Origin of the sequence: Sphingobacterium puteale, assembly GCF_050986225.1 — a bacterium.
Taxonomy (GTDB): Bacteria; Bacteroidota; Bacteroidia; order Sphingobacteriales; family Sphingobacteriaceae; genus Sphingobacterium; species Sphingobacterium puteale.
In genome coordinates this window covers 5,021,920-5,038,615 of record NZ_CP158959.1, presented here as the reverse complement: position 1 = coordinate 5,038,615, position 16,696 = coordinate 5,021,920, and the positions used below count along the sequence as shown (strand labels likewise).

Genomic DNA, 16,696 nt, shown 5'->3' with positions numbered 1-16,696 from the left:
AACCTTATAAACGAATGACAAATGTTTAACCATTATATAAAATTAAGTGTTGTCGGTGTACTGTTGGTGATTGCCGATAAACAGACCGCACAGGCCAGCTGGTATCCACGGCTCCGCGAGACAGCCTCAGGGAATGAGAAGCGGGCGATAGGGAAATTTCCGAAAATTGTGGATGAATATGGTAAGCCGATTTCAGGTGCTAAGGTCTATGACGCCGGGCGGCAGCTTGTCGGTGAGACCGATGAAAATGGAGATTTTTCCCCGTCAGGCCATGTTACGCATGAAGTCTTATGGGTGGAATATCCGGGATATTATAGAAAGAGGATAAAGGGAGGATCCGAAAAATCGGTGTCGCTGGTGCCGGCCGTACTCCAGCGCACAGACTCCTTGCATATTGGCTATGACAAAAAGAAAAGTTCGGAGCTCCTGGGAGCCGTTTCGGTAGTCTACAACAGTCAGATCAAAGATGTGCCTACACCCTTGTATTTGAATGCGCTCACAGGTCGGATGCCGGGGCTGTTTACGCAGGAAGTCAGCGGATTTCGATCACCGAGCATGACCGCTATCACCTCAAATGATCTGGCGGGATCTCTTCCCTCGGATGCCGTGAAATATCGTTCCAGCATCGGTGACAATACGGAAATTGGCTTTAACCTAAGGGGACAAAGTCCGGTGACTATGATCGACGGTGTACAGCGGGATATCTATTCCATTGATCCTGAAAACATCGAATCAGTGACCGTGGTCAAAGATGCACTTTCCAGCATTTTATTGGGACAACGGAGTTCCAGAGGGATATTGCAGGTAACGACGAAAAAGGGACAGGCAGGACCACCAAGGATCAGCTTTACAGCACAAACAGGAATCCAACAATCGTTGAAAATGCCGCAGCCCTTGAACGCTTATCAGTATGCCTATCTCTACAACGAAGCACTTCTCAATGCAGGGCGGCAACCCGTGTATAGTTCGGACGATTTTAAAGCCTTTAGGGATGGAACCAATTCTTTGTTCTTCCCGGATGTCAACTGGTACGATGCCGTCGTAAGAGACAATAATCCGACCACCAAATATAACCTTGGTGTAAAGGGCGGAATCAAAAATGCACGGTATGCCCTTTCACTAAGTTACCTGAACCAATATGGTCTATTTAAATCGGATGATAAGTTTGACTATGAGACCAATGTACAGAATAAACGTTATCTCATCAATAGTGCCATTGATGTGGATGTAACTGATGACTTAACAATTGGACTACAGTTTTTTGGAAAGATACAGGATGGCAGACAGCCGGGGGCAAAAACAGGAACGATCTTATCGACCTTGTATAATACACCGAACAACGCTTATCCAATTTTTAATCCCGACCAATCTTATGGTGGCTCCTCGGTCTATCGGAGCAACTTGTACCAGCTTGCGACGGGATCGGGTTATCTTTTGGATAATACGAGGGACCTGCTGGCTAATCTGGATTTTAATTACAAGCTTGACAAATTTGTTCCCGGACTGTATGCAAAGGGTAAGTTAAATGTTTCATCAACTTCGTCGAGTCTTATCGACCGGAATCGCCAACAGCCGGTGTATGACTTAAGCTATAACGAGCAAAAAGAACTCGTGTATGTTCGTTATGGAACGATAGCGGATCAGCCTAATTCATTTGCGACCACGTCTACAGCAAATTTTTTCTATTTCCAGGGAGCGCTGGGGTATGATAAACAGGTGAGTGAGAAACATCGTGTCGGAGCTAAACTGTTTATGGACAGGCAAACGGCCAATTATCAGTTTGACTTACCCGCAATCTATACCAACTTTGCTGCAACGGCAAACTATGCCTATCAGGATAAATATTTTGCTGAAGTAGCCTTAAACTACTCAGGATTCAATCGTTTTATGCCCGGAAACCAATATGGTCTGTTTTATGCTTTTGGTTTGGGCTGGGACATGCTGCAGGAAGACTTTCTGAAGGAAAAAACGGATTGGCTTTCTCAGCTGAAATGGCGCGCTACCTTTGGGCGGACGGGAAATACCAACGAAGCTGCCCTGGGTTATTACAGCTGGCGAGCTTCTTATGGACAAGATGGCGCGAACGGCTATGACTTTGGCTCGGAATACGCTTATACCAATAGCTTGATCGAAAAAGGACTTGCCAACATTGAGGGAACCTGGGAAAAGGGAAATAAATTTAACATCGGTTTGGATGCCGCATTCTGGCATTCAACACTGAAATTAACAGCCGACTATTTTAGAGATACTTATTTTGACCTATTGCAACAGCGCGGGTCGACCATTGATCTGATCGGTATTGGATACCCAAATGAAAATATCGGTAAAAACCGGTATGAAGGACAGGAAATCAGTTTGACCTATCAAAATAATTTTGGTGAGTTTAACTATTTCATTACCGCCAATGCCTCACGTATGAAGACCCAAGTGCTGTATATGAACGAGGTCTTTCAGCAATACGATTGGAACCGGCGTACGGGAATGCCCGTGGGTCAGACATTTGGTTACCGGACCAATGGGCTGATCCAGACACAGGATGAAGCCGATCATGCACCATTACTATCGGGGAATAAGGTGTATCCTGGTGATGTCAAACTAGTGGACCTGAATGGAGACGGTATCATCAACCAGTACGATCAAACGGCCATTGGCAATACAAAACCACTCGTATATTTTGGTACTACCGTAGGATTCAATGTTGCGGGGTTTGATTTCAGCGTGTTGCTTCAGGGGGTATTGAACCGTAGTTACCAGCAGACGGATTATTCCTTTGGAAATACCGGCGACGGACAGGGATTTGATTATATGCTGGGACGTTGGACACCGGAGACCGGTACTGCTGCAACGTATCCAAGGCTGACGCTGGGACCCGATCCGACCAATACACAAAATATTTCTAGCTACTGGACCCGTTCGGGGGAATATCTTAGGATAAGGAACCTGGATGTCGGCTATACATTGCCCTTCAATTGGACAATGCGGGCGAAGCTATCCTCGGTACGCATCTTTGCAAACGCGCAAAACCTGTTCACTTTTACCCCCTATGGACGTCTGGATCCTGAAATCTCATCAGGTACAGCTTATCCAGCACAGCGGATCATAAGCTTTGGTGTAAACGTGAAATTATAAACCTTAGAAATCGACAATGATGAAATATTCTTATTCAAACCACATACATGCTGAGGAGCGTGAGGTATCTTGCAGAGCGCCTGAAATTAAATCCGCGTCTGACATGGGCCGAGGCTTGCAGATGCCTTTTAAAGCACAGCTCATTCGTATAAAATATAATCGGCTTAAATGGATGTTCCTGGTTGGAGTCACACTTGGGATCTTCTCCTGTAAAAGCGACCTGGAGGAAGAGCCTATCGAGTTGCAGACACTGGATCAGGTGTTTGACCGAAGGGATTCGGCCGGCGTAAATGCAAACCGGTTTCTGACCGATTGCTACCGTTATCTGCCCAGCCTGGGCAATCGGGTTGGTGGAGATTTTCTCGACGCAGCTACGGATGATGCGGTTTCCTCCAATCCGACCAACACATCGGTACAGCAGTTGGCAACAGGTTCTTATACTTCGGATAATTATCAGGACAACCTGTGGGCATCTTGGTATCAGGGGATTCGAAAGACCAGCATTTTTATTCAAAATATTGATCGGGTACCGGTTAAAGGGAAACTGGAGAATGGTACGCCTATGCCGCGCGTATGGAAAGCCGAAGCAAAATTTATGCGTGCCTTATTTTATTTTGAATTGGTCAAGCGGTATGGCGGGGTGCCACTGATGGGCGATAAGGTATACCAGCTGAACGATGATATTGAGCTACCACGTGCGAGCTTCGAAGAATGCGTCAACTATATTGTGAAGGAATGTGATGCAATAAAAGATAGCTTACGTACTGATCCATTTAATCTGGCTTTTTATGGAAGGCCTACGAAGGCGGCAGCCATGGCGCTAAAATCCCGTGTGCTCCTGTATGCTGCCAGCCCATTGTTCAACGGTGGAAATATAGATGGGCAGAATATTCTTACGGGGTATACGGCATTTTCCGCTGGGCGATGGCAGTTGGCCGAGAACGCGGCCAAAGACTTAATGGATCTAAACCTGTTTAAACTTGAACCGCAGTTTAAAGATGTCTTTACCACACGCAACAATGAACGGATCTTTGCGAAACAAGGTGGCAACAATACCAGTTTTGAAAATAACAATGGTCCTGTGGGTTATGCCAATGGAGTGAACAATGGTCGAACTAGTCCGACCCAGGAACTTGTAGACGCCTTTGGGATGAGCAACGGTCTTAAAATTACGGACGAAAATTCAGGTTATGATCCAAACGATCCTTATGTAGGGCGCGACAGCCGCTTTTACGCAACTGTTTTTTATAATGGTGCCCCTTGGTTAAATCGGCCTGTACAAACCTTTGAGGGTGGATCCGATAAGCCAGGTGGATCCAAGCAACAGACAAAAACGGGCTATTACCTCCGCAAGTTTATGGGAAATTTTGAATCCCTTGCAAACTATAGTAATGTAAACCATGACTTTATCCTGTTCCGTTATGCTGAAATATTGCTGAATTATGCGGAAGCACGAAATGAACGTCTGGACAGACCTGATGTCAATGTCTATCGTGCTGTTGAACAAATACGACAACGGGCAGGACTGAGTCCCTATCAACTTCCCGAGGCATTGACCAAAGCAGAAATGCGGGAGCTGATCTACCTCGAACGGAGAAAAGAACTGGCCTTTGAGGAGCATCGCTTTTACGATGTGCGTAGGTGGAAAATAGCCGAAGAGGAGTTTAATAAGGAGCTACACGCCACAGTCATTTATCAAACGGGAACCGGGGCGATCAGGCAGTCACTTCCTATTCTGAAAATGACATTTGATACGAAGATGTATTTGGCTCCCATTCCGTTTTCGGAAGTGATCAAAAATCCAAAAATGGTACAGAACCCCGGCTGGTAATTGGCTTATTAATGTTAGCCGAAGAAGGCTGCGCGAATGGCTTTAATCATGATTAAATAAAACATAAACGGATGAAAAAGAGCATATATCTGTTAACAATAATGGTTTTGACGCCATTTATACTATTGGCGCAATCCATTGTGAATGGTATTGTCAAAAATAGTTCAGGCCCCTTGGTGGGTGTATCGGTGCAGGAGAAAGGAGGGGGAGCCACACAAACAGATCAAAATGGACGGTTTAAATTGGCCTTACGAGGTACTAAGGTCTTAGTGTTTACAAGTGTAGGATATAATACCCAGCAACGAGACGTGAAGCAGGGTGAAAATATCGAAGTGATTATGCAATCCAGCAGCCAGGATATTGATGAGGTGGTGGTGGTGGGATTTGGTACGACGAAAAAGCTGACCAGCACGGGCGCAGTCAGTTCAATAAAGGGGGCAGATATCCGTCAGGTGCCAACATCGAGCGTACAGAATGCATTGGCTGGAAGATTGCCCGGATTTGTGTCGGTACAACGTTCTGGCCAACCCGGTAAGGATGCTTCGGATTTTTATATCCGTGGTGTCAGTTCGCTAAACCCAGAAGGAAACCAGCCGCTGATCATTGTCGATGATATTGAATATACCTATGAACAATTGTCGCAGATCAACGTCAATGAGATCGAAAGTATTTCGATCTTAAAGGATGCATCGACGACAGCAGTCTTTGGTATAAAGGGTGCCAATGGTGTTTTGGTTGTCAAAACGCGGCGGGGTGAATCGGGAAGGCCAAAGATCAATGCGCGTGTCGAATCAGGTATGCAGAGCCCGGTCACAAAATTGAAGTTTTTGAATGCCTATGAAAGTGCGCTCTTATGGAATGAAGCGATAGCAAATACGGTGGGTGACAATTCCAATCAGCCTTTTAGTGAAGCAGATTTGGCACATTTCCGTTCGGGGGACGATCCTTATGGTCATCCTGATATCAACTGGTATGATCGGATCTTTAAGCCATCGAGCCAACAATACAATACAAATATTGATATCACTGGCGGTGGCGAGAGTATTAAATATTTTGTGTCGGGTGGTGCTTTCTCCCAGAATGGAAACCTTTACAATTTTGAAAATGAGGGCGACAAGGTCAATAATAACTATTATTACCGTCGTTTCAACTTACGGTCGAATCTGGATGTACAGGCGACAAGGACACTCAAATTGCGTTTGGATTTCCGGGCAAACTTCAATCGCATTAATTCGCCGCGGGCGGGAAATATCGTTGGTGAGGTATTCAATTTTAATAAGATAAGACCTTGGTCAGCACCTTTTATCAATCCAAATGGTTCATTTACCTATGCCAGCGATACGCAGGAGTTGCTTCCAACCATCAATGCACGCCTGGCAGCAGCTGGTTATAGTTTGGATCGACGCAACGACATCAATATTTTATTTGGCGGGACTCAGGAACTCAACTCTTGGTTAAAAGGGCTTTCTTTTTCGACCCGTGTAGCCTATGCCAGCGTCGAGTCAAACGGCCGTGAGCAGGCCCGTGATGAAATCCCGGTCTATCGTTATGACCCAAGCTCGGGCAGTTACCAGCTGAAAGGTGGGGCACCTTATGTGCTGGGTAATTATACCCTGCGGGCGTATCAGGGTGATTATAACAGTCGGGTGAATGTGCAGGCCAACTTCAATTATGCGCGAACTTTTGGGGCTCATGCGGTGACAGCACTCTTATTGTATAATCGGGAATCCTATAAAACAAAGGGGGATAAGAAAATCAACTGGATTCCACAGAATTTTGAGGGCTACACCTTTCGGGCAGGATACAACTATAAAGAGAGGTTCTTATTGGATGCGACGGCAGCATACAATGGTTCGGACCGTTTTCAGGCGGCACAGCGTTATGGTCTTTTTCCGGCGGTGTCAGCGGGTTATAATCTCGCTAAGGAATCGTTTTTCAAAGACGCGTTTAGTTTTGTGGAGCTCTTTAAATTGCGGGCTTCCTATGGAATCGTTGGCTCTGACAAGGTGACCGGTGATCGCTATTTGTATCAACAAGTATACAATGAAGGCGGAAATTATTCGTTTGGTGAAACCCATCAGCCTTCACTGATTATCACGGAAGGAAATCTGGGAAATAATAATGTCACTTGGGAAAAACAAAAGTCATTTGATGTAGGGCTTGATGTCAATCTTTGGAAAAACAAGTTTTCCATGACCTTTGACTATTTTAATAACCTGCGTTACGATCAGCTCGTGACTTCACAGTCGCTTTTTCAGCATATCGGTGTAGGGGTCTCGCCATCAAATATTGCGAAGGTGCGCAATCGGGGAGTAGAATTGGAACTGAATTTAAACAACAATATCGGTGCGTTTAATTATAATATCAAAGGGGTATTGACGTATTTCAAAAACAAGATTTTGTTTCAGGATGAACCAGCGCCAGCTTATCCTTGGCTGCGGCTGACAGGGCAACAGATCAATCAACCATTGGGCTATCTGTACGATGGTTTCTATACCGAAGAAAATATCGGTACAAGTCCAAAACCATCAGGAGGATATGAGGTGCAGCCTGGAGATCTGCGGTACAAGGACCTCAATAACGATGGTGTAATTGATGACTATGATCGAACAGTGATCGGTAAGCCTAATATTCCGAATACCAGTTTTGGGCTTACCCTGGGGGGAAGTTACAAAGGTTTTAGTTTTAATGTGCTGCTACAGGGAACTACCGGGTACAGTTTTAGCGTTCAGGGAAGTGGTATTGAGCCCTTCCAGAGTCAATTTCAACCGATCCACCAAGAGCGCTGGACCGCGGAAACAGCCGCTAAAGCTAAATTTCCACGCTTAACGACCAATCCGACAACGATTAATAGCCCGTCAACCTATATGTCTGATTTCTGGCTTATTGATGCGACCTATTTACGTTTGAAGACCATTGAACTGGGCTATCAGTTGCCCAATAAATGGCTGCCATTTAAGATGAACAATGCGCGCTTATACCTGAGCGGATATAATCTGCTGACCTGGACGAATTATTCCTTATATCAGCAGGATCCTGAGGTGACCTCCAACAGTGCGGGAGATGCCTATCAGAATCAACGTGTCGTGAATCTGGGCATACAGATCGGGCTTTAACAGTAAGTGATCAGGTTTAAATAATACGCTTACAGGTTTAAAAATAATAAGCGGGGTCAAATAGTTTTGGTCCCGCTTATTATTTTGAGGCGATTTGGCGGATCCGGATTACCCGCTTATAATCTTTCGATAGTTGGATTAGTGGTGGTAATTGATTGTAACATCCTTCATCTCGAATCCTGCCGGCGCTTTTACCGTAGCAGTACTTCCGACTGGAAGGGTAATATCGAGCTTTAATTTATGCTTTTTGATGGACCAATCTACTTTAACCTCACCATAAGGAGTCTCAATTGCTGTTTTTGCCCAGGTAAGACCTTTGGGAATCTGTGGAGTGATGAGGATATGTTTATAGCCCGGCTGGTTTTCATCAACACGGATTCCACCGATAGCCTGGTAAAACCATGTTCCGATACCATTATAACAATTATGGATACGGCTACGCTCTCCGCTCCAGTATTCCCAGGTGGTGGAAGCACCATGATCAAGCATAAAGAGGTAGCCGGGATAATCCCGCTGCTTGAGCATAGTATACATAAAGTCAACCGTATTGTTGTCCGTAGCCCATTGCGTTAGAATTGGTACGCCAACGAGCCCGACAGCTATATGGTTGTTGTATTTTTCGGTACTTTCCTTTAAAAGCTGTTGTTTTACTTTTGCATAAGAAGCTTTAGGTGTAATTCCTAGTAGCATGGGGTAGCTCATGTCAAGTTGAGATCCTGTGGCATATTGGTTTGTTTCTTTATTAAAAAATACCTGATGGATCAAAGCGTCCAGTTTTTCTTTTCGTTTGGCAAAGTCCTGTGCCTCTTGCGGGAGTCGGAGAACTGTGGCTATTTTTTCCATCGTAGCCAAGCATTCGCTCACGACACAATTGCTGATTAGGTCGACCGAGCGAGCAGCTCCTGCATCTACACCAGCAGGGGCAAGCCAGTCTCCTAAAAACCAATCGCGGTACTTAGTGTCCGGCCAGCGTGTAAGGAGCCCATCTCTGCTATAGCGCTCTACATAAGAGAGCCATTGTTTCATGGCAGAATAGTGGCGTTGGATCAGCCGCGGATCTTGGTAGTTGACATACGTACGCCATGACGCCATAATGAAAAAGCTGCACCAATAAGGCCCGCCGCCACCTGCACCAGGATTGGGTGCTACATGTGGTAGGCTGCCTCCCTCGCGCATGCTATCCGACCAGGCCTGTAGCCAGTTGACAAAGAGCGGCGAACTTGCAAACATGGTTTGTAAGGTATTGGTGGATGAATTTCCGTCGCCACCATATCCGGCCCGTTCCAAATGTGGGCAGTCGACCATATATCCACTGAAAGAAAGACAACGCATGGTGTATTGGACCATCGTGTGGATGGCATTTAGGTCCGGATCCGAACAGAGAAAAGTAGAGGTCTGGCGAAAGTTGGTATGGATTAAATGCGCTTTAACGTCTTTCTTTTTGGGACGATGTCCGAGGTTGGAAATTTTGATGTATTGGAAAGCATGGTGATTGAACTTGTTGCGAAAAGTTTCGCGATGAAGTCCCAATGCCATGTAGCTATCCCGTTGTCCCTGCTGCATAAAATTACCGGCGCTGTCCAGGGCATCACTATAATCGAAAACAACTATCTGATCGCTCTTTAAATCTTTCATATCCAGTTCGAACCATCCGTTTAGTGTTTTTCCCATATCAATCAGCCAGGTACTATCACGGAGCTGTTTGATGGAGATTGGTCGGTAGGTCGCCTGAATGCGATTGGGTTCGGTCATTTGTGGGCTGGCTTGTATATCGGGAAGTGCGATCGTGGATACGGGCGACCAGGAGCGATGGTTTAAGGCAATAGCGTCCATATCTGTTGGATTTCGGCTGGCCTGGACACGCTCGCCGCCAAATTGCAGTGCCTGCCAAGGCCCTGTATCGGCGTATCCGGTTACTGAACCCTCCCAGGAGGAGTCGGAGACAAGCTTCGTTTGCCAGTGACCGGTGTTGCGAATGTCGAGCTGAGCCCGGACCAATGCTCCGTCGAAAGCAACGTTGAAACCTGTGGTTTTCTTGTACCAGCCCGTGCCCAGCCAAAGTACTATACTGTTTTCACCCTTACGAAGATAGCCGCTGACGTCATAGGTATTGATCAATGAACGATTGTTCAAATGGGATACAGCTGGAGAGAGTACGTCTGAGCCCACCTTTTTTCCATTGATATATACTTCATAATATCCGAGCGAATTGATATGCAAAAAAAAGAGTGCCACGGCATCCAGATGAAAGTTTTTTCGGAGCAAAGGACTGTGCACACCTTTTAATCCAATATATTCACCTTGCATAGGCTGATCTTTCAAAAGTCCAATGCCAAACCGTTGAATATCACTCCAGTCGGATTGCTCGCCTTGGTTGCTCCAAATCCTCACTCGCCAATAGCAAAGGGACCGAGACGCCAGGGGCTTCCCTGCATAAGGCACCATGACAGATGCGTCAGAGGCGATCTTATTTGATTGCCAGAAATCTGCTTGACGATTTTCAAGTAAGGTTATGCTGTCGGATGCAACCTGAATTTCGTAAAACTGCTGTCTCATTTCTCTACGGGGAGACTTTATTTTCCAACTGAAGTGGGGGCTGGTATTATCCAATGCATTTGGATTGATCAGGTTCTCACATCGTAGATCGTATAGCTTAATGTTTTTAGATTTGCTGTAACCAATAGAGGTCAATACACTAAGTAAGCATAACGACAAAAGGGCAAATGAATTGGTCATTGGAGGTCTAGTGTTTGGTTTCCATAAAGATAGTTAGCAAAGTGCGTGTTTTTCAGTAGCGTAAATGTGTTGGTAAACTTTTTAAAACTTATTATTGGTTTATGTTGTTGTTAATTAGTGTTTTAAAGGCGTATTTAAATTTTGGTTTGGTAGATGTATGTATTCTTTTTATGTTGAAAATAAAAATAAAATACTGGATCGCTAGGGTTAATTCTTGTTGAAAATTTTGGTTTTAAATTGTTGTCCATCAATTTTTAGCTATCTTTATTAGCGTACTAAGGTATTGGATCTTAAGATATAAGAAAACATATGTTTTGAACGCTCAACTATGTATAAAATGAAAAAGATCGAATTTATTCCACTTGTCGGAATTCATATTGAAGACTTGGGGCGAGTGCCCTTCGGCATAGACCAAGCGCAGGTACAGGAATTGCTGGGGGCTCCATCGGACGCCCTTGACGGGCAGTATTATTATGATGAGCTTGAATTGCGGTTGGATTTCAATGACCTGGGGCAACTTGAATTTATTGAAAGCATCAATGGCCCTTATCCCCAAAAGACCGAAGTCGGCATCTATGGGGTTAACCCCTTTCAGGTGGAAGCTGACGAGCTGCTCCATATATTGAGTGAAAAAAACAGTGGACCTGTCGACGATGCTGAGGCGGGGTATTGCTATGCCTTTTTGAACAGCTCAGTCGGTATTTGGCGGCAGATGACCGTAGAGGATATCCAAGAGGATATTGAAGCGATAAAGGCCGAAGGGGAATACGAAGAGAATGTGGATATGCTGCTCGAAGACCTGGAGAAAGCGAAGTTTTTCTGGACAATCGGAATTGGTGTTGAAGGGTATTATGCCGATTAATGGTATCGCCAGAATAGCAAAGCCCCAAGGCTCTAACGGTCTATAGATTGGGGGAAATAGCTTAAGATCGATCGGTTTTTCCAGACCATGCGAGCAAACTCGTGGATACGGATGATCTGGATGTTTGCAAACAGTACTTATTGAAACGCCTGCCTAAATTCTACGGGGCTCTGTTGCGTGTTTTTCTTAAAGACTTTACTGAATGACTGCGGGTGCTCAAAGCCTAGCTCGTATGCTATTTCGCTGATCGATAAGGCGCTGGTACTCAATCTTAGTTTGGCGTATTCGATCATTTTGTGTTGTATATGCTGCTGCGTATTTTGCTGCGTATAGATTCGAAGTAGGCTACCGAGATAGTTTGGGGAAAGATTGAGCTGCTGGGCAAGCATGCTTACTGTTGGAACCCCTTTTGTGATCAGGCTGTCGTAGCTAAAATGTGTCGATAGTATATTTTCGAAACGGGTCACCAGCTCTTGGGTGGACTTTTTTCGTGTGATAAATTGACGTTCGTAATACCGTTCTGCATAGATGAGCAACCGTTCGATCTGTTTGAGGATCAGTTCACGGCTAAATTTGTCGATGTTGGATTGATATTCCTTTTCGATATTTTGGAGAATGTCTACAATTACCGCCTCCTCCTTTTCGGAAAGAAAAAGTGCTTCGTTGACTTCATATTGGAAAAAATCGTAGGTATGGATATGCTTCGCCAGTTCGCTGTTCCACAAAAAATCGGGATGTATCAAGAGAATCCAGCCACTGGGTTGGGCACGGACCTCTTGATTAATCTCTACTTTCAAGAATTGTAATGGTGATATAAAAGTCAGTACACCCGAATCAAAGTCATATTGTTGCTGTCCGTAATTGAACCTGGCATTTACATTTCGCTTTAAACCGATCGAATAAAAATGCTGTATCCAACTTAATTTGCTGTCATTAATAGGATAGTGCACTTGACTATAATCAACCAAACTGATTAAGGGATGCTCTGGTTTGGGCAGCCCGCAAAAGCTGTGGAACTCCGAAAGGGAATGAAAGCGAAATGTATTCTCCATAATTGTAAATTTAATTATTTTCTTTTTTTAATATTGCCGATTTTTTCTGACTGTGATCGATAACTTTAGGCTATTTTGCAGTTTGTTCGAAACCCGTGGATACGGTGTAGCTCTTCCATTTTTCGATCTCGGCAGTCAACATGTTAATCTTGTTTTTGGCCAGCTCAAAGGCATCTTCACCCATTAGGAAATGGATTGGCGGGTGTGCCAGGGTGCTGAGCTCGATCAATAAAGTAGCTGCTTTTTGCGGATCGTTTTTCTGATTTCCATGGATATGCTCTAAGTGTGCTGCTTCATTTTCCCTTGCAGTGACATATGCTTCGATGGGATTGGCTGCGGTTTGGATTGATCCATCGGATAAAAAATCCGTTCTAAAATAACCGGGATAAACCAGGGTCGTGTGAATACCAAAAGGCTCCATTTCAACAGCGAGCGCTTCTGTAAATCCGGATACGGCAAATTTTGTGGAACAATAGATGCCAAAACCCGGGTAATTTCCTGCAAGGCCGCCGATGGATGCGATGTTAAAAATATGCCCCGATTTCTGACGTCGCATATGCGATGCGATATGCCGGATAGCATTGAGAGATCCAAAGACATTCACGTCAAAATTGCGTCGGGCTTCGGAGTCGCTGAGTTCTTCGACACTGCCTGTCTGCCCATACCCTGCATTGTTGACCAGGACGTCGATCCGCCCGAAATAATCAATTGCAGACAGTACTGCCCGCGATACGTCCGCATCATTGGTGATGTCGACCTCAAGGGGAAGGAAATTTTCATTTTCACCGATTTCTTGTTCCAGGGCCCGTTTTGTACGCGAGGTCGCTACAACAAGATAATCTTGTGCTAAAAGTTCCTTGACCAAATTTAAACCCAGGCCTTTGGAGGCACCGGTGACAAACCATACTTTTTGTGATTTCATGTGTTTTAGTTTAAAAATAAATTGATGCTACAAAGTTGATGATTTGGTATTTTTGGGATGTAGGCAGATCGACGGATCTTGTAGCCAAATCGTGGGTTTGATGTTTTTTTATAAAATAGTAATTTCGATAGGCAATCCCTTCGACCTGCACCGATGAAAAAAAGAAAGATACCGGGCGGAAGTATAGCCCGGTTGTATGAATGTAAACTTTTAACAAATAGTAACTATGGAAAATCAAGGCGCTTCTGTCGTTATAACACATCATATTTTAGATGACAAGCAATTAGAATACGATCAGTGGCTTGCGGAGATTGTTCCGCTGACCAAACATGCGAGAGGATTTATAGACTTACAGATCATTCGTCCTATCCCCAAATTAACTTTTGTCTATACGGTAATCATCAGGTTTGATACGGTGGACAACCTAAAAATCTGGATGGAGTCTGATACGCGCAAACAAATGATTGAACGGGCAAGCCACTTATTTCGAAAGCAGGACCGTTATCAGATCAAGTCGGGTCTCGAGTTTCTTTTTGAAACAGCAGAGCAAGCCCATCAGGTGCCGCGGCGCTGGAAACAATATCTTGTTACCTGGTCAGCAATTTACCCGCTGTCATTGATTATACCAATAATTCTACTGCCTGTTCTCCGATATTTTCATATTCCTCAAAATCATTTTTCTGATGGCTTATTGATCTCCGGATGTATCGTTTTTTTGATGGTTTATCTGGTTATGCCCAATTACACGAGAATGATCCGTAAATGGTTAAACAAATAACCGAAACGATGATATGCAGCTGAATTGGGGCGTAGATTTGAGCGGCCAACCTGACCTGTATTGATTTGGCCGCAAAGAAAATAAAACAATTTTTCCATTACAACGCTTTGTTTTAATAGGCAGGGTCCCATGCGATAAAATAGCTAAACCGGATGGAGGCCCTGGGTAATGGTTAAATTTTAAATATCTTAATATGCTACAGAAAAATGATGTTGCGCCTGATTTTACCTTGTATGCGACTCCAGATCAAAAAATCAAATTGTCGGAATTTAAAGGCCATAATGTAATCCTTGCTTTTTATCCTGCTGACTGGAGCCCGGTATGTAGTGATCAGATGGCGCTGTACAATGAAATGCTTAAATATTTTAAGAAATATGATGCAGAGATATTAGGTATATCTGTGGACAGCAAATGGTGCCATCTTGCTTTTGCACAATCCCGAAAATTGCACTTTCCACTGTTGGCTGATTTTGAGGCAAAAGGTGAAGTCGCGAAAAAATATGGGGTGTATGATGAGGAGGAAGGAGAATGTAAACGTGCTCTTTTTGTGATCGATAAAGAGGGGGTTATTCAATGGAGCTACCTGTCGCCGACAGCGGTAAATCCGGGAGCAGATGGGATAATAGAAGCATTGGAAAATCTAAAATAGAAATTTATGTCATTAAAACCAAGAGTAAACGATAAGGATCATATTCAGGGTAATGGTAGTGCGGATGTAACGATTGTCGAATATGGCGATTATCAATGTCCACATTGTGGCGCTGCTCATCCCATATTAAAAAAGATGATGGCCGAATTAGGTAGCCAAATCAGGTTTGTATTTCGCAATTTCCCACTGTCAGAGATGCACGAGTATGCGCGGCCGGCAGCACTTGCCGCCGAAGCGGCGGCCGAGCAGGGCAAATTCTGGGAGATGCATGATGCAATCTATGAAAACCAGTCAAGCTTGAGTACAAGGTTGTTTATGGATCTAGCCGAACGACTCGGTCTCGATGTCGACAATTTCAAAAGCGCCCTGCAAGACCAAAGCGTGGACGAAAAAGTAGAGGGTGATTTCGAAAGCGGTATGATGAGCGGGGTAAATGGTACACCCACATTTTTTGTCAACGGCGAGAAATTCGATGGCGGTGCAGAGGATCTTGTCCGGATGCTACACGAAAATTGATAATTTAATCCTTGCCCGACTTAGGATTGGGCTGATAAGGCAAAAGCTGTCGCAGGTGTCGGAAGGCTCGTGGACAACCGATCAATCCAATATGCAATTAACGATATTTCGTTGTTTTTCAATGGACGTTTGTTGTTTTAAATCGCTTGAAAACAATATGTTGTATTTTATGGTCAAGTTGTTGTACTATGCATATTGATAAATTAAACAATTAAAAAAATAAATTATTCATCATGGCAACATTTAAAGTTCAAGACGGAACTGAAATTTATTACAAAGATTGGGGAACAGGGCAGCCTATCGTTTTCCATCATGGTTGGCCTTTGTCAAGCGACGACTGGGATGCACAGCTGATGTATTTCCTCGATAAAGGCTATCGCGTAATTGCGCATGACCGTCGTGGTCATGGACGCTCTACACAGACTGACCAAGGGAATGACATGGATACTTATGCTTCTGATGTCGCACAATTGGTAGCAGCATTGGATCTGAAAGATGCGATCCATATCGGCCACTCTACCGGTGGTGGGGAGGTGATCCGCTATATAACCAATCATGGGACTTCTCGTGTTGCAAAAGCGGTATTAATTAGTGCTGTAACACCGACAATGGCTAAGAGCGAAACAAATCCCGACGGTGTACCCATGGACGTGTTTGATGAAATCCGATTGAATACAGCGACACGCAGACAACAATATTTTCAGGACTTTACGCTTGCTTTTTATGGCTATAACAGGGATGGAGCCAAGGTGCAGCAGGGGGTGATAGATAATTGGTGGCGACAAGGAATGATGGGGGGAATAAAAGCACACTACGACTGTATCAAAGCATTTTCTGAAACAGATTTTACGGAAGAACTTAAGCAAGTGGAGATTCCTGTCTTGGTCTTACACGGTGAGGATGACCAAATTGTACCGCTGGATATTACCGGTAGAAGAGCAGCACAACTGGTGAAAAATGGTACGCTGATCACTTATCCGGGATTCCCACATGGAATGCCGACAACTGAAGCAGAAACAATCAATAAAGATATCCTGGCTTTTATCACTAAATAAAATGTGCCACGGATCAAAACTAGTTTTTAAATAGTAGTGGAGGCTGTTCT

11 protein-coding genes are annotated in these 16,696 nt (G+C 44.4%); 8 read left to right on the top strand and 3 right to left on the bottom strand.

Annotated features, from left to right (window positions below):
• Positions 1-21 precede the first annotated feature (21 nt).
• The 3 genes from ABTV71_RS21275 (at position 22) to ABTV71_RS21265 (ending at position 8,076) form a co-directional block, all read left to right on the top strand.
• The gene (locus ABTV71_RS21275) at positions 22-3,129 is read left to right on the top strand and encodes a SusC/RagA family TonB-linked outer membrane protein (protein WP_433900969.1); all 3,108 of its coding nucleotides are present in this window, start codon (positions 22-24) and stop codon (positions 3,127-3,129) included.
• A 16-nt stretch (positions 3,130-3,145) separates the two neighbouring features.
• Entirely contained in the window at positions 3,146-4,960 is a 1,815-nt protein-coding gene (locus tag ABTV71_RS21270) for a RagB/SusD family nutrient uptake outer membrane protein (RefSeq protein WP_245971272.1), read from the top strand.
• Positions 4,961-5,031: 71 nt separating this feature from the next.
• A complete protein-coding gene (locus tag ABTV71_RS21265; RefSeq protein ID WP_433900968.1) occupies positions 5,032-8,076 on the top strand; it encodes a SusC/RagA family TonB-linked outer membrane protein in 3,045 nt (1,014 codons plus the stop codon).
• 138 nt (positions 8,077-8,214) lie between these two features.
• Here the strand turns inward: ABTV71_RS21265 and ABTV71_RS21260 are convergent, their stop codons facing one another.
• Positions 8,215-10,812, bottom strand: a complete 2,598-nt coding sequence (locus ABTV71_RS21260; RefSeq protein ID WP_433900967.1) for a family 78 glycoside hydrolase catalytic domain — start codon at positions 10,810-10,812, stop codon at positions 8,215-8,217.
• Positions 10,813-11,149: 337 nt separating this feature from the next.
• Between ABTV71_RS21260 and ABTV71_RS21255 the strand changes: the two genes are divergently transcribed.
• On the top strand, positions 11,150-11,674 hold the full coding sequence (locus tag ABTV71_RS21255) for a hypothetical protein (RefSeq protein ID WP_147430304.1): 525 nt from the start codon (positions 11,150-11,152) through the stop codon (positions 11,672-11,674).
• 137 nt (positions 11,675-11,811) lie between these two features.
• Here ABTV71_RS21255 and ABTV71_RS21250 read toward each other — a convergent pair whose 3' ends face one another.
• Entirely contained in the window at positions 11,812-12,726 is a 915-nt protein-coding gene (locus tag ABTV71_RS21250) for a helix-turn-helix domain-containing protein (protein ID WP_121122485.1), read from the bottom strand.
• A 70-nt stretch (positions 12,727-12,796) separates the two neighbouring features.
• Positions 12,797-13,648: an SDR family NAD(P)-dependent oxidoreductase gene (locus tag ABTV71_RS21245; RefSeq protein WP_433900966.1), complete on the bottom strand. Its 852-nt coding sequence runs from the start codon at positions 13,646-13,648 to the stop codon at positions 12,797-12,799.
• A gap of 226 nt (positions 13,649-13,874) precedes the next feature.
• Here ABTV71_RS21245 and ABTV71_RS21240 point away from each other — a divergent pair, with 226 nt between their 5' ends.
• The 4 genes from ABTV71_RS21240 to ABTV71_RS21225 all read left to right on the top strand — a co-directional run bounded on the left by ABTV71_RS21240 (position 13,875) and on the right by ABTV71_RS21225 (position 16,646).
• A complete protein-coding gene (locus ABTV71_RS21240; protein ID WP_433900965.1) occupies positions 13,875-14,426 on the top strand; it encodes a hypothetical protein in 552 nt (183 codons plus the stop codon).
• Positions 14,427-14,619: 193 nt separating this feature from the next.
• Positions 14,620-15,075, top strand: coding sequence for a redoxin domain-containing protein (locus ABTV71_RS21235; protein ID WP_121122479.1), 456 nt, complete (start codon positions 14,620-14,622; stop codon positions 15,073-15,075).
• Between the two features lie 6 nt (positions 15,076-15,081).
• A complete protein-coding gene (locus tag ABTV71_RS21230; RefSeq protein ID WP_433900964.1) occupies positions 15,082-15,591 on the top strand; it encodes a DsbA family protein in 510 nt (169 codons plus the stop codon).
• A 233-nt stretch (positions 15,592-15,824) separates the two neighbouring features.
• Positions 15,825-16,646, top strand: a complete 822-nt coding sequence (locus tag ABTV71_RS21225) for an alpha/beta fold hydrolase (RefSeq protein ID WP_433900963.1) — start codon at positions 15,825-15,827, stop codon at positions 16,644-16,646.
• Positions 16,647-16,696 lie beyond the last annotated feature (50 nt).

Bases quoted from the DNA above. Each gene is read 5' to 3' on its own strand.
- ABTV71_RS21240 (WP_433900965.1), top strand. From the start codon at position 13,875: ATGGAAAATCAAGGCGCTTCTGTCGTTATAACACATCATATTTTAGAT.
- ABTV71_RS21230 (WP_433900964.1), top strand. From the start codon at position 15,082: ATGTCATTAAAACCAAGAGTAAACGATAAGGATCATATTCAGGGTAAT.
- ABTV71_RS21270 (WP_245971272.1), top strand. From the start codon at position 3,146: ATGATGAAATATTCTTATTCAAACCACATACATGCTGAGGAGCGTGAG.
- ABTV71_RS21275 (WP_433900969.1), top strand. From the start codon at position 22: ATGTTTAACCATTATATAAAATTAAGTGTTGTCGGTGTACTGTTGGTG.
- ABTV71_RS21245 (WP_433900966.1), bottom strand. From the start codon at position 13,648: ATGAAATCACAAAAAGTATGGTTTGTCACCGGTGCCTCCAAAGGCCTG.
- ABTV71_RS21250 (WP_121122485.1), bottom strand. From the start codon at position 12,726: ATGGAGAATACATTTCGCTTTCATTCCCTTTCGGAGTTCCACAGCTTT.
- ABTV71_RS21225 (WP_433900963.1), top strand. From the start codon at position 15,825: ATGGCAACATTTAAAGTTCAAGACGGAACTGAAATTTATTACAAAGAT.
- ABTV71_RS21265 (WP_433900968.1), top strand. From the start codon at position 5,032: ATGAAAAAGAGCATATATCTGTTAACAATAATGGTTTTGACGCCATTT.
- ABTV71_RS21235 (WP_121122479.1), top strand. From the start codon at position 14,620: ATGCTACAGAAAAATGATGTTGCGCCTGATTTTACCTTGTATGCGACT.
- ABTV71_RS21260 (WP_433900967.1), bottom strand. From the start codon at position 10,812: ATGACCAATTCATTTGCCCTTTTGTCGTTATGCTTACTTAGTGTATTG.
- ABTV71_RS21255 (WP_147430304.1), top strand. From the start codon at position 11,150: ATGAAAAAGATCGAATTTATTCCACTTGTCGGAATTCATATTGAAGAC.